The 13,981-nt window shown below is 67.7% G+C and carries 13 protein-coding genes; 10 read left to right on the top strand and 3 right to left on the bottom strand.

What is annotated here, in order from left to right; translation table 11 throughout:
- Positions 1-14: 14 nt before the first annotated feature.
- On the bottom strand, positions 15-1,508 hold the full coding sequence (locus IB258_RS11630; protein WP_054450658.1) for a CoA-acylating methylmalonate-semialdehyde dehydrogenase: 1,494 nt from the start codon (positions 1,506-1,508) through the stop codon (positions 15-17).
- Positions 1,509-1,601: 93 nt separating this feature from the next.
- Entirely contained in the window at positions 1,602-2,819 is a 1,218-nt protein-coding gene (locus IB258_RS11625; RefSeq protein WP_054450656.1) for an ABC transporter substrate-binding protein, read from the bottom strand.
- Positions 2,820-3,042: 223 nt separating this feature from the next.
- On the opposite strand from IB258_RS11625, the gene IB258_RS11620 reads away from it, so the two are divergent.
- Positions 3,043-3,963, top strand: a complete 921-nt coding sequence (locus tag IB258_RS11620; protein ID WP_192352604.1) for a LysR family transcriptional regulator — start codon at positions 3,043-3,045, stop codon at positions 3,961-3,963.
- A 51-nt stretch (positions 3,964-4,014) separates the two neighbouring features.
- On the opposite strand, the gene lptF is transcribed toward IB258_RS11620, so the two are convergent.
- Positions 4,015-5,118: an LPS export ABC transporter permease LptF gene (lptF, locus tag IB258_RS11615; protein ID WP_054450652.1), complete on the bottom strand. Its 1,104-nt coding sequence runs from the start codon at positions 5,116-5,118 to the stop codon at positions 4,015-4,017.
- 57 nt (positions 5,119-5,175) lie between these two features.
- On the opposite strand from lptF, the gene IB258_RS11610 reads away from it, so the two are divergent.
- The 9 genes from IB258_RS11610 (at position 5,176) to IB258_RS11570 (ending at position 13,966) form a co-directional block, all read left to right on the top strand.
- Positions 5,176-6,684 (top strand): leucyl aminopeptidase, encoded by a 1,509-nt coding sequence (locus tag IB258_RS11610; protein WP_054450650.1) that lies wholly within the window; start codon positions 5,176-5,178, stop codon positions 6,682-6,684.
- Positions 6,685-6,706: 22 nt separating this feature from the next.
- Positions 6,707-7,171 carry a DNA polymerase III subunit chi gene (locus tag IB258_RS11605; RefSeq protein WP_119450966.1) on the top strand — a complete coding sequence of 155 codons (465 nt, stop codon included), beginning with the start codon at positions 6,707-6,709 and terminating at the stop codon, positions 7,169-7,171.
- A 46-nt stretch (positions 7,172-7,217) separates the two neighbouring features.
- Entirely contained in the window at positions 7,218-7,616 is a 399-nt protein-coding gene (locus IB258_RS11600; protein WP_192329941.1) for a hypothetical protein, read from the top strand.
- 130 nt (positions 7,617-7,746) lie between these two features.
- Positions 7,747-8,457, top strand: coding sequence for a Bax inhibitor-1/YccA family protein (locus IB258_RS11595; RefSeq protein WP_054450644.1), 711 nt, complete (start codon positions 7,747-7,749; stop codon positions 8,455-8,457).
- Positions 8,458-8,588: 131 nt separating this feature from the next.
- Entirely contained in the window at positions 8,589-9,506 is a 918-nt protein-coding gene (locus IB258_RS11590; protein WP_192329939.1) for an aldo/keto reductase, read from the top strand.
- A 4-nt stretch (positions 9,507-9,510) separates the two neighbouring features.
- Entirely contained in the window at positions 9,511-10,800 is a 1,290-nt protein-coding gene (locus IB258_RS11585) for an NTP/NDP exchange transporter (protein WP_175181239.1), read from the top strand.
- 90 nt (positions 10,801-10,890) lie between these two features.
- Positions 10,891-11,853 carry a tripartite tricarboxylate transporter substrate binding protein gene (locus IB258_RS11580; protein ID WP_054450638.1) on the top strand — a complete coding sequence of 321 codons (963 nt, stop codon included), beginning with the start codon at positions 10,891-10,893 and terminating at the stop codon, positions 11,851-11,853.
- Between the two features lie 31 nt (positions 11,854-11,884).
- Positions 11,885-12,865 (top strand): succinylglutamate desuccinylase/aspartoacylase family protein, encoded by a 981-nt coding sequence (locus IB258_RS11575; protein WP_175181238.1) that lies wholly within the window; start codon positions 11,885-11,887, stop codon positions 12,863-12,865.
- A gap of 3 nt (positions 12,866-12,868) precedes the next feature.
- Positions 12,869-13,966: a pyridoxal-phosphate dependent enzyme gene (locus IB258_RS11570; RefSeq protein WP_054450634.1), complete on the top strand. Its 1,098-nt coding sequence runs from the start codon at positions 12,869-12,871 to the stop codon at positions 13,964-13,966.
- Positions 13,967-13,981: the final 15 nt, after the last annotated feature.

The raw sequence follows: 13,981 nt of genomic DNA, 5'->3' as shown, positions 1-13,981 counted from the left end.
AAGGCGTCCCCAGTTCAGCGCATCGAGATCGTGGTGTTCACGCTCTTGGCATGGGCCGACCAACGCGCCGTGACGGTCTTGGTCTGCGTCCAGAACTGCACGGCCTGCTTGCCATTGGGACCCAGGTCGCCCAGTTTGGAGCCGCGCGAGCCGGTGAAGCTGAACCAGGCCACCGGCACCGGGATCGGCACGTTGATGCCGACCTGGCCGACGTCGATGTTGTTCTGGAAGTAGCGCGCCGCGCCGCCATCCTGGGTGAACAGCGCCACGCCGTTGCCGTTGGGATTGCGGTTGATGAACGCAACCGCGTCCTCCAGCGTTTCCACGCCCACCACGCACAGGACCGGCCCGAAGATTTCCTCGGTGTAGATGGTCATGTTTTCGGTGACGCCGTCGAAAATCGTCGGGCCCACGAAGTTGCCCTGCTCAAAGCCGGCGACCTTCAGGCTGCGGCCGTCCAGCAGCAGCTTGGCGCCTTCGTCCACGCCCTTCTGGATCAGGCTTTCGACGCGCTTCTTGGCGTTGGGCGAAACGAGAGGGCCGAGATCCGCTTCGCGGTCCATGCCGGAATTGACCTTGAGCTTCTTCGAGCGTTCGACGAAGTCAGGCAGCCAGTTGCGGGCTTCGCCCACCAGCACGGCCACGGACGAGGCCATGCAGCGTTGGCCGGCCGCGCCGAAGGCGGCGCCCACCAGCTGGTTCAGCGCGACCTCGGGATCGGCGTCCGGCAGGATCACGCAGTGGTTCTTGGCGCCCATCATGGACTGGCAGCGCTTGCCGGCGGCGGAGGCACGGTTGTAGATCTCGGTGCCGACGCGGGTCGAACCGATGAACGAGACCGCCTTGATGTCGGGGTGTTCGCACAGGCCGTTGGCGGTTTCCGGGCCGCCGTGCACCACGTTCAGCACGCCCGGCGGCAGGCCGGCTTCCAGCGCCAGTTGCGCCAGGAACAGCGAGGACGTCGGATCCTGCTCGGAAGGCTTGAGGATGAAGGTGTTGCCGCAGGCCACGGCGATCGGGAACATGAAGCAAGGCAGCATGACCGGGAAGTTGAACGCGGTGATGCCCGCGCACACGCCCAGCGGCTGGATCAGCGTGTAGACGTCGATGCCGGAAGCGGCATTCTCGGCGTACTCGCCCAGCTGCAGGTTGGCGATGGAGCATGCGTGCTCCACCACTTCCAGGCCGCGGCCGACTTCGCCCTCGGCGTCCGGCAGGGTCTTGCCGTGCTCGCGGGTAATCATTTCGGCCAGCTTGCCGGTATTGGCGCGCAGCAGTTCCTGGAACTTCAGCATGACGCGCATGCGAGCGCCCTGCCCGCTGTTGCGCCAGGTCTTGAAAGCCTCCTTGGCGTTGGAGACGGCCAGGTCCAGTTCTTCGCGCGTGGCGAAGGGCACCTTGGCAACGACCTCCTGGGTAGCGGGATTGATCACGTCCCGCCATTCGGTGGTTTTGGACTGCACGAGCTTGCCGCCGATCAATAGCGGAACGCGGGGGACTTCACTCATTTGATGCTCCTCACACTGCATGGTCGATGCGGATGGAATCCGCATACATGGATGGTGAGGCGCCGGCGGCAAGGGCCTGCCGGCGCCCCGGGTTTACTTCTTGACCAGCGGGCAGCTCGAATCCGCCAGCGGCTGGAAGGCTTCGGCGGCCGGAATGGTGGCCACCAGCTTGGAATAGTCCCAACCGCCCTTGGACTCGGACGGCTTTTTCACTTCATACAGGTACATGTCGTGGATCACGCGGCCGTCGGGACGGATGGACGCGTTGCGCATGATCGGATCCTCGATGGGCAGCGCGCGCATCTTGTCGGCCACCACCTTGCCGTCGGTGCTGCCGGAAGCGGCGACCGAGCGCAGGTAGTGCCGCACGCTGGAGTACACGCCGGCCTGCGTCATGGTGGGTTTCAGGCCGCGGAACGCTTTCTCGAAGCGCCCGGACCACTGGCGCGTGGCGTCGTCGTAATCCCAGTAGAAGCCGTCCACGTACGACAGGCCCTGGGCGCTTTCCAGGCCCAGCGCGCGCAGGTCCGACAGGAAAATCAGCAACGAGACCAGGCGCTGGCCGCCGGCCACGATGCCGAATTCGCGCGCTTGCTTGACCGCGTTGACCGTGTCCTGGCCGCCGTTGGCCAGCGCCACGACCTGGGCCTTGGAGGCCTGCGCCTGCAGCAGGTAGGACGCGAAGTCCGGCGCGTTCAGGGGATGGCGCACGCTGCCGGCGACGGTGCCGCCCAGCGCTTGCACGGCCTTGGCCGTGTCGGCTTCCAGCGAGTGGCCGAAGGCGTAGTCCACGGTGATGAAGTACCAGGATTTGCCGCCTGCCTTCACCGTGGCCTTGGCGCCGCCCGCGGACTGCGAGTAGGTATCGAACATCCAGTGGAATCCCACCGGTGAGCATTCCTTGTTGGTCAGCGCCGTGGTGGCGGGACCGGAGAACATCACCACCTTGTTCTTTTCTCGCGCAATGCCCTGCACCGCCAGCGCCACCGCGGAATTGGTCAGGTCGGCAATGGCGGTGACGCCGTCGCGGTCGAACCATTCGCGCGCTTTGGCCGCGCCCACGTCGGCCTTGTTCTGGTTGTCCGCGGACACCAGCTCGATCTTCATGCCCTTGCATTCCGCGGCCAGGCAGTCGTCGATGGCCAACTGCGCCGCCGCCACCGAACCAGGCCCACCCATGCCGGCGTAGGTGCCAGACATGTCCGTCAGAATGCCGATCTTCACTGGCGGCTTATCCGCCGCCTGCGCCTGGCCGACCAATGCGGCGCCCAGACACAAGCCTACGGCCAGCCCGCGTGCGTGCAATTTCATGGATTTGTCTCCTGAGTTTTATTCGTTATGGCGCCGTCTACGCGGCCTGCGGTCCCGGGGTTCAGGCCCCGGAGAGCCTGGCTACAGGCCCCAAGCCCGCCGACCCAGTGTAGATGTGTGAAAATCAACAAGCAACACTAGAAATGCACATTCCTTGTGCATTCATGCACAAGCAAAATTTTCCCGGCGGCGCAGCGCGCAGCCGGGCCTGGAGAGCCGGAAAGTGCTTGATTGGGACAGCCTGAGATATTTCCTCGAAGTGGCCCGCACCCAGCGGGTGAGCGCCGCGGCGCGCAAGCTCGGGGTCGAGCACACGACCGTGTCGCGGCGCATCCGCGCGCTGGAAGCTGAGCTGGACACCCTGCTATTCGAAAAGTCGCGCGGCGCGGGCTTCGTGCTGACCGAAGACGGCCAGCGCCTGTTCGTCCATGCCGAACAGATGGAGACCACGGTGCATTCCGCCCGCGAAAACCTGTCGGGCATCGGCCAGGCGCTGTCGGGGCACTTGCGCATCGGCGCCACCGAGGGCTTCGGCAGCTATGTGCTGACGCCGTTGGCGGCGGACTTCCAGCGGCGCTATCCGCACATCACGCTGGACATCCTGCCGGTGCCGCGCTTTGTCAGCCTGTCCAAGCGTGAAGCCGACCTGGCCATCACCATCGAGCGCCCCCAGCGCGGCCCCTATGTGTGCAGCAAGCTGTGCGACTACACGCTGCGCCTGTACGGCACGCCCGGCTATCTGGCCAGCCATCCGCCAATCCGCGAGCGCGCGGACCTGGCCGACCACACCTTCATCGGCTACGTCGACGAACTGCTGTTCAGCGAGCGGCTGCGCTATCTGGAAGACCTGCTGCCCGCCAGCAAGGTGGTATTGCGCAGCACCAGCGTGGTGGCGCAATACCACGCCGCGCTGCAGGGCCAGTCGCTGGCGATCCTGCCCTGCTTCATCGCCGCGCAGGACCCGCGGCTCACGCCCGTGCTGGCGGACGAGGTCGAGATCACGCGCTCGTTCTGGATGTACTGCCATGAAGACCTGCGCAAGCTCAAACGCGTGACGGCCCTGTGGGAGTTCATTCGCAAGTCAGTGCTGAAGAACGCCGACCTGCTGGCCGGCAAGGGCGGCACGATGAAGTACCTGCCCTGAAAAAGCCGCGGCCCGCGCTGGGCGGGCCGCAAGGCGTTGGATGTGCCGGCGTCAGGCGCTGTTCTTGGGCGCTTTCACACGCAAGCGCCGCATCAGCAGGAAGACCGTCAGCATCGCCACCAAGGCATGGATCGCCCACACGCCCACGCCAAAGCTGAGCTTGCCGTTGGAGATCCAGGCGCGCGACAGGTTCATCAGGTTCATGTAGAGCAGGCCCACCAGGCCGGCGATGAGCAGGTCGCCCGAACGTCCCAGGCGCGGGTTGACGGCGCCCAGCGGAATCGCCAGCAACGCCAGGTTCAGCGCGGCCAGCGGCAGCGAGACCCGCCACATCACTTGCGACCAGCTGCTATTGGTGTTGTCCGCAATCAATTGCGAGGTCGTGCGCGCCTTGGCGGAACGCTCCGCGTTGGCGCGCGCTTCGGCCACGGGATCGCCGCCCGACTTGCTTTCGAGGCGCAGGCCGTACTTGTCGAAGTGCACCAGCCGGATCTCGGGCGTGCCCGGCTTCAGGTCATAGCGATGGCCTTCGCCCAGCACCAGGAAGCGGTCGCCGTTGGGCATGGTTTCGCTATGGGCCTTGCTGGCGGTCAGCACGCTGAGCCATTCGGGACCATTTTCGCGCGCGAATACGTTGCCCAGTTCATCGCTGGGCTCCAGCGGATCTTCGGCGAAGAACACGCGGTTGCCGCCGGACGATTCCGCGAACTGGCCGGCCGTGACCTTGGACAGGTCGGAGCGCTGCTCGAAGCGTTCGTGGTATTCGCCGATCTGGCGGTACGCCCAAGGCGCCGCCACCAGCGTCAACCCCGCCACCGCCAGCGCCACGGGGATGGCGACGCGCAGCACCGGCCGGAACCAGTCGGCCAGCGAGAGGCCGCTGGCGAACCACACCACCATTTCCGATTCACGGTAATTGCGCGTGACGGTGGTGAGGACCGCAATGAAGACGGAGACCGCGAGAATGGTCGGCAATGCGGTGATGGTCGACAGCGCGGCCAGCACCACCACGACGTCCGCCCCGATGTTGCCGCCCGCTGCTTCACCGAGCAGGCGCACGAGCAACACGCTGAGCCATACGATGAGCAACGTGGAAAAGACAACGCCAGCGTGACTGGTGATCTCGCTGACGACAGAGCGTTTGAATAGAGACATGGGAGAATATGCGGGATAATCGACCGCATTCTACACAGACGTACACGGGAAACCCTCATGGAATTTAGCACACAGACCACTGCTTCCCTGCACCAAGTCAAGACCGCCGCCCTGGCCGTCGGGGTCTATGCGGAAGGCGTGTTGAGCCCCGCCGCCGATCTCATCGACCGCGCTTCCAATGGCGCGGTGCGTTCGGTGGTCAAGGCCGAGTTCCGCGGCCGCGCCGGCTCCACGCTGACCCTGCGCAACCTGCCCGGCGTGTCCGCGCAGCGTGTGGTGCTGGTGGGCCTGGGCAAGCAGGAAGAATATTCTGCCCGCGCCCACGCCTCGGCCGAGCAGGCCTTCGCCGCGGCTTGCGTATCGGCGCAGCTGGCTGAAGGCGTGTCCACGCTGGTCGCCAATCCGATCGCCGACGTGGCTGTCATCGCGCGCGCCCGCAGCGCCGCCATCGCAGCCGGCAACGCCACCTATCATTACGACGCCAGCTTCGGCAAGCCCGACCGCGACGCCCGTCCCAAGCTCAAGAAGATCGTCCAGGTCGTCGAGCGCGCCGACGCGGCCCAGGCCCAGAAGGGCCTGCGCGAAGGCGGCGCCATCGCCAACGGCATGGACCTGACCCGCACGCTGGGCAACCTGCCCGGCAATATCTGCACGCCGACCTACCTGGGCGAGACGGCCAAGCGCCTGGCCCGCGAGTTCAAGTCGCTGAAGGTGGAAGTGCTGGACCGCAAGCAGGTCGAAGCGCTGGGCATGGGCTCGTTCCTGTCGGTCGCGCGCGGCTCCGAGGAAGCGCTGCGCTTCATCGTCCTGCGCCATGCCGGCAACAAGGCCGCCAAAAAGACCGCCAAGGGCGCGCAAGGCCCCATCGTGCTGGTCGGCAAGGGCATCACCTTCGATGCCGGCGGCATCTCGCTCAAGCCCGCCGCCACCATGGACGAAATGAAGTACGACATGTGCGGCGCCGCCAGCGTGCTGGGTTCGTTCCGTGCCCTGGCCGAACTGGAGCTGCCGCTGGACGTGGTGGGCCTGATCCCGGCTTGCGAAAACCTGCCCAGCGGCAAGGCCAACAAGCCGGGCGACGTCGTCACCAGCATGGCTGGCCTGACCATCGAAATCCTGAACACCGACGCCGAAGGCCGCCTGGTGCTGTGCGACGCACTGACCTACGCGGAACGCTTCAAGCCGTCCGCGGTGATCGACATCGCCACCCTGACCGGCGCTTGCGTGGTGGCCCTGGGCAACGTCAATAGCGGCCTGTTCTCCAAGGACGACGCGCTGGCCGATGCGCTGGCCGCGGCCGGCCGCCAGTCGCTGGACACCGCATGGCGCATGCCGATGGACGACGCCTACCAGGAACAGCTCAAGTCCAACTTCGCCGACCTCGCCAACATCGGCGGTCCTCCGGCGGGCGCGGTCACGGCGGCCTGCTTCCTGTCGCGCTTTGCCACCTCGTACCGCTGGGCCCACCTGGACATCGCCGGCACCGCCTGGCGCGGTGGCAAGGACAAGGGCGCCACCGGCCGCCCTGTGCCGCTCCTGATGCAGTACCTGCTGGACCAGGCTTGAAACGGCAGCAACGGAACCCGGCATGACGCGCATCGACTTCGCCTTCGGCGCGCCCGACCGCTTGCGCACCGCCTGCCAGGTGGTGCGCAAGCGCTACCTGGCAGGGCAGCGGCTGGTGGTGTACTGTAGGGATGGCTCCCGGCTGGCCGCGTTCGACCGCATGCTCTGGGCCTTCGACGACACTTCTTTCGTGCCGCACGTGCTGGCCAACGATCCGCTGGCGGGCGAGACTCCTGTAATTCTCACTGCCGGCGATCCGCAACAGGCCGCGGCCGCGGCGGGCCAGGGCGGACAGCCCCAGCCGTCCTGGCTGCTGAACCTGGACCTCGACTGCCCTCCGGGTTTCGAAGCCTTCGAGCGCCTGCTTGAAATCGTCTCGGACGACCCCGACGACAAGCAGGCCGCCCGCCAGCGCTGGCGGACCTACCTGGCCGCGGGCCACACGCCGCAAAGCCACGACCTCAGCCGCCAGCAGCCGGACGGCTGAACGCGCCGGCCTTGCGGCGCGCCACCTCGATCACCCGGGAGCCATCATGCCCTCTCGCCACGCCGACCCCGGCATCCCTACCCTGACCCAGCGGGCCGAGCCCGCGCTCTACCCGCCGGCGTCCCCGCACGACGCGGACATGCCCGTGTTGACCGACCTGGCCGACGATGGCGCGCAGGGTGATGACGACGACGCCTTTCCGCTACTGACGGAAGTGGCGGACGACGCAGATGCGTCCCCTGATATCATTCCGCCGGCAGCCGCCGTCCTGGCTACGCCCCCCGCGGCGCCGGACGCCACGGTCCTGAGCGCCCGCCTTCAGGCCGAGGTCGAGCAGCTGATGCGCGAAGCCCTGGCCGAGGCCATCGAACAGATCCAGGCCCGCATGGACGCGGAATTGCCGCGCATCGTCGCCAGGGTGCTGCAGGACGTCAGGCCGGGTTGACCCGTCTGGAACCTATTTCGCGCCTCTGGTCTAATCCTAGGCAGAACTGGATTCTTCAGGGAACTGTAAGGTATCCTTCCCATCTAAGCCTTCTAGGCAACCATTACTCTGCCGCACACAGGAGTTCTCAATGAACGAATATCGTCCGTCCCCTTTTAACCGTTCCGGCGCCGTAGCCGGCGCGCCGGGCGAGGTCGCGCGCAACCAGGTGCTGCGCAACACCTATTGGCTCTTGGCGCTCTCGCTGATCCCGACCGTGCTGGGCGCGGCCGTGGGCATGTACACCGGCATCAACCGCATCATGGGCGCAAGTCCCGGCCTGTCCGCCATCGTGTTCCTGGTGGGCGCGTTCGGCCTGATGTTCGCGATCGAAAAGAACAAGAACAGCTCGCTGGGCGTGGTCCTGCTGCTGGCCTTCACGTTCTTCATGGGCGTGATGCTGTCGCGCCTGCTGGGCTTCGTCATGGGCATGAGCAACGGCTCGCAGCTGGTCATGACGGCCTTCGGCGGCACCGCGATCGTGTTCGGCACGATGGCCACGCTGGCCACCACCATCAAGCGCGACCTGTCGGGATTGCAGAAATTCCTGTTCATCGGCGCGGTCGTGATCCTGGTGGCGGCCCTGGCCAACATCTTCCTGCAACTGCCCGCGCTGATGCTGACCATCTCGGTCCTGGCCATCGTCATCTTCTCGGCCTTCATGCTGGTCGACCTGCAGCGCGTGGTCAACGGCGGCGAAACCAACTACGTGTCCGCCACGCTGGCCATCTACCTGGACGTCTACAACGTCTTCTCGAACCTGCTGATGCTGCTGGGCATCTTCGGCGGCAACCGCGAGTAATCGCAACGCTGCCAAACCGGCACAAAGAGCCTACATTCACGTGTGGGCTCTTTTTTTACCTTGGGCCTGCATTCACGTGTAGGCCCTTTTCTTTGCCCCTCCCGGGCGCCCTTTCCCGCTGGAGCCACGCCATGCCCGACCGCCGCCGCTTCCTCCAGACCGCTGCCGCCGCCGCCCTGACCGGGCCGGCCTGGACGGCCCGCGCCCTCAGCGTGGTAACTCCCATGCACAGGCGGAACATACCCGCCTCCGGCGAGGCGCTGCCTGTGATCGGCCTGGGCACCGCCGACACCTTCAACGTGTCCCCCGCCGACAAGGCCGCCATGGCGCCGCTGGCGCAGGTGCTGGATACGCTGCTGCAGAAGGGCGGCAAGCTGATCGACACCGCGCCCAGCTACGGGCAGGCGGAAGCGGTCACCGGCGCGCTGCTGGCGCGCGACGGCGGCGTGCGGGCCAGGACCTTCCTGGCGACCAAGATCAGCACGCAGGGCCACGAGTCAGCCATGCGCCAGGTGCGCCAATCGCAACAGGCGCTGGGCAGCGACAAGCTCGACCTGGTCCAGGTGCACAACCTGATCGACACCGCCAACCAATTGGCGCTGCTGCGCGAACTGAAGCAGCAAGGCGTGATCCGCTATCTGGGCATCACGCACTACACCGACCATGCCCACGACGAACTGACCGAACTGGTCGAACGCGAAAAGCCCGATTTCCTGCAGATCAACCTGTCCGTAGCCGACCGCAGCGCCGAAAAACGCCTGTTGCCCGCCTGCCAGGCCCACGGCGTCGCGGTGCTGATCAACCGCCCGTTCCAGGACGGCGCGCTGTTCCGCCGGGTCAAGGGGATGGCGCTGCCCGAGCTGGCCGCCGAGATCGATTGCGGATCCTGGGCGCAGATCTTCCTGAAGTTCATCATCGGCCATCCCGCGGTCACCGCCGTCATTCCCGCCACTTCCAAGCCGGCCAACATGGCGGACAACGCGCAGGCCGGCTTCGGGCCGCTGCCGGACGCCGCCATGCGGGAACGCATCGCCGCGCTGCTGGCCTGACGCCATGGCGTCCGCCCCCGGCAGCTTGCCAGGCCGCGCCGCGCAGGCCTTGGGCATTCCGCAGGAAGAACTGGCGCCGGCAGCCTGCGGCTTCGCGTTTTTCTTCTTTCTGTTCTGCGGCTATTTCATGCTGCGGCCGATACGCGAGACCATGGGCATCCAGGCGGGCGTCGACCAGCTGCAATGGCTGTTCACCGCGACCTTCATCGCCATGCTGGCCGTGGTGCCGCTGTTCGGCTGGCTGTCGGCGCGCGTGCCACGCGCCATGCTGGTGACCTGGGTCTATGCCGCTTTCGCGCTCAGCATGGCCGGCTTCGCCGCCCTGCTCCATCTGCGCCCCGGCAGCGTCTGGGCGGCGCGCAGCTTCTACGTCTGGCTGTCGGTCTTCAACCTGTTCGTCGTCTCCATCGCCTGGAGCCTGATGGCCGACGTATTCCGCATGGAGTCCGCCAAGCGCCTGTTCGCGCTGATTGCCGCGGGCGCCAGCGCCGGCGGGCTGGCAGGCCCGCTGTTGGGCGGCCTGCTGGCCGGCGCGCTCGGTCCGGCCGGCCTGTTGCTGCTGTCGGCGCTGCTGTTGACCGCCACCCTGCCCCTCAAGCGCTGGCTGCTGCGCTGGCGCGCGGCCCACCGCGAGGACGCGGCGTCGGACGACATGCGCCGACCGCTGGAAGGTTCGATCCTGGCCGGCCTCTCGCGCATCTTCCAGTCACCTTACCTGCTGGGGATTTCGCTGCTGGTGATCCTGCTGGCCACGCTCAACACGTTTCTCTACATGGAGCAGGCGCGGCTGGTGGCGCATGCCTTTACCGACACGGCCCAGCGCATCCGGGTCTTCAGCGCGCTGGACTTCACGGTACAGGCGCTGTCGCTGCTGTCGCAGCTCTTCATCACCGGGCGCGTGGCCACGCGTCTGGGGCTGCGCTTCCTGCTGACCGCCGTGCCGCTGACGATGACGGCCGCTTTCCTGGCGCTGGCGGCCTTTCCCGTCTTCGGCGTGCTGGCCGCGGCCATGATCGTGCGCCGGGTCGGCGAGTACGCGCTGATCCGGCCGGGGCGCGAAATGCTGTTCACTGCAGTCTCGCCCGAAGACAAGTACAAGACCAAGAACGTCATCGACACCGTGGTCTACCGCGCGGGCGATGCGGCCAGCGGCTGGGTCAAGGCGGGCGTGGACATGCTGGGCTACGGCCCGGCGCTGATCGCCGCGCTGGGCGCCCTGTGCGCGCTGGCGGCCGCCGCCGTGGGCCACGGGCTGGGACGGACCGCCGACCGGCGCAATGCGGACAGGTCTTAGGTTTTATTGAACATCCATATCATTGAAACAAACGTATTCCCCAGGCCGCGACCGCACAATGGCGCAGCTCTCAATGCCTGGGGAAACGTCATGAAACGCACCGCCTGTCTTGCCGCCGTGTTGCTAAGCTTGGCCGCGCCCGCCGCGCTGGCCGCCTATCCGGAACGCGCCATCACCCTGATCGTGCCGGCCGCAGCGGGCGGCAACGCCGACATCACTGCGCGCCTGGTGGGCCAGGAAATGAGCCGCCAGCTGGGCCAGCCCGTGGTCGTGGAGAACCGCGTCGGCGCGGGCGGCCGTATCGGCACCCAGGCCGTGGCGCGCGCGCCGGCCGACGGCTACACCATCGGCTATGCCCACGTCGGCACGCTGGTGCTGCACCGGTTCCTGTTCAAGCAGCAGCTCTACGACCTGGACCGCGACATCGCCGCCATCGGGCTGGTGGCCGAAACGCCCAACGTCATCGTGGTGAACGCGTCCTCGCCCTATCGCGACCTGAAGGGGTTCATCGAGGCCAGCCGCGCCCAGCCGGAGCGCCTGACGATGACCTCCGCCGACCCGGGCACCACCAGCGAGGTCGGGGTCAAGCTCTTCATCGCCCAGACCGGCGCCGCCGTGCGCCAGATCCCGTACAAGGCCACGGCCGCGCAGTTGTCCGACCTGCTGGGCGGCCATGTCGATTCCATGATGGAAAACCTGCCGCCACTGATCGGCAACCTGAAGGATGGCCGCTTGCGCGCGCTGGCGGTCACGACCAAGACCCGCGCCGCCTCCAATCCGGACGTGCCGACGGTGGCGGAGCAAGGGTATCCCGACTACGAGCAATCGGCCTGGAGCGCGCTGGTCGCGCCCGCCGGCACCCCGCCCGAGGTCATCGCGCGGCTGAACGCGGCAATGAACGCTGCGCTGCGCTCGGACGGCGTCAGCAAGGAACTGCGCAGCCGCTCCCAGGAACCGCTGGGTGGCACGCCGCAGGACGTACAGAACCAGATACGCAAGGAGCTGCCCAAATGGGAAGGCATCATCAAGGCCGCCGGCACGACGCTGGATTGAACCGGATCGTCACATCAGCAGGAGCCGCCGCATGGCCACGGTAAGCCGCGAGGACTTTTCCTGCGCCGCGGCGACCAACGCGTCGGCCTACCGGCGCGTCACCATACCGATGCTGCGGATCGAGGCGGGGCCTGGCCCCGCCGTTGCCTTGATGGCGGGCGTGCATGGCGACGAATGGGAAGGCCAGGCCGCCATCCTGGAGCTGTGGCGCCTGCTGCCCGGCATCCTGCAACGCGGCACGGTCTACCTGCTGCCCGCGGCCAACGCCGAGGCCTCGCTGGCGGGCACGCGCCTGTCGCCGTCCGACGGCGGCAACCTCAACCGCGCTTTCCTGGGCGCCCCCGCGCGCGGCTACACGGAAAGCGTGGCCGCCGCGCTGGAAGCCCGGCTGCTGCCGCGCATACAGGCGCTGGTGGACGTGCACAGCGGCGGCGCGTCGCTGCGCTACCTGCCCTCGTCGGTCATCACGCGCTACGGCGACGACGCCTACGACGAACGCCTGCCCGCCCTGGCGCGAGCCTTCGGGCTGCCCGATTGCATGTACTTCCGCGGCACGGAGTCCGGCTCCATGCCGGCCGCCGCCAGCCGCCATGGGGTGCTGCGCCTGAGCGCCGAGATCGGGGGCGGCCGCGAAACCAGCCAGGCGCTGGTCGACCGCTGCCGCGACGGCCTGCTGGGCTGCCTGGGCGAGCTCGGCCTCCTGCCCGACCGCCCGCCCGCGCGCCGCCCCGAGGTCCGCCTCTATGACCTGGACGCTCCCGCCGCCACCCTGCGCGCCAGCGAGGCTGGCGTGTTCGTGCCCGCTGTCGAACTGGGACAACTGGTCAATGCGCGCCAGCGCATCGGCCAACTGCTGGAACCCGCCCGACCCGACATGGCGCCGCGCGCGCTGACCAGTCCGCAGGCCGGCACTGTCGTGTGCCTGCGCGCCATCGCCCGCAGCGACGACGGCGATTGCCTGCTGCAAGTCGCGCCCGCCCTTCCCCTCGATTCCCTTGCCTCGAAGTATTGACCCATGCAGATGAACCCTAGCTTGTCCGGCCTGCGCTGCATCCGTTGCGCCAGCCTGTGGCCGCCGGCCGATTACCCCGAAGGCTGCCCCAGCTGCCTGGAAGCCGGCCACCCCGCCAGCCTGGAATGCCTGTACGAACCCTCGGCCGACGGCGCCATGCCCCTGCCGGTGCTGGACGCCGTCACGCTGGGCGAAGGCGCCACTCCCTGCCTCGCGGCGCCCGCGCTGGCGCAGACTGAAGGCGTGGGCCAGCTCTGGCTGAAATGCGAAAGCGCCAACCCCACCGGCAGCCACAAGGACCGCATGGCGGCCCAACTGGTGTCGCGCGCGCGCCTGGCCGGCGCCACCCGCGTGGCGGCCGCCTCCAGCGGCAATGCCGGCGTCTCGCTGGCCGCCTATTGCGCCGCCGCGCGGCTGGAAGCCGACATCGCCATCACCACCAACTGCCCGCCCTTGCAGCGCGAGGCCATGCAGCGCTTCGGCGCCCGGCTGACCGCCTTCGAGGACAGCCTGAGCCGCTGGCCCCATGTCGAGGACTTGTGTCGCAACCACGGCGCCTTCGCCGGCACGAACTATCTGAATCCGCCCGTGGGCACCCACCCCTACGGCGTGGAAGGCTACAAGCCCATCGCGCAGGAGATCCTGGAAAGCTGCGGCGTGCCCAGTGACATCGTGGTGCCCACCGCGCGCGGCGATCTGCTGTGGGGCATCTTCCTGGGTTGGCAGCATCTGCTGCAAACCGGCCGCATCGCGCGCCTTCCGCGCCTGCATGCGGTGGAGCCGTACGCCCGCCTGTCGCGCGCGCGCGCCACAGGCGACGCGCGCAAGCAATGGGACGGCGTGACGGACCAGTATTCGATCGCGGGCAGCACCAGCACGCTGCAATCGCTGGAAGCCTTGACGCGTTCCGGCGGCACGCCGGTGGAGATCTCGGACGCCGCGGCCGCGCAAGCGCAGCAGCGGCTGGAACGCATTGGCCTGGCGACCGAGCTGTCATCGGCCGCGGCGCTGGCTGCCGTGTCGCGGCTGCGGCGCTCGGGCTTGTTGGATGCGGAGTCGTCCGTGGTGTTGATCGTGACCTCGGACGGGCGCCGCGGCTAGCGCCCGGGGGCCGGC

The organism is Achromobacter sp. ACM02, assembly GCF_014851605.1.
In the GTDB taxonomy this organism is placed as follows: Bacteria; Pseudomonadota; Gammaproteobacteria; order Burkholderiales; family Burkholderiaceae_B; genus Achromobacter; species Achromobacter aegrifaciens.
This window is presented reverse-complemented; position numbering and strand designations above follow the sequence as displayed.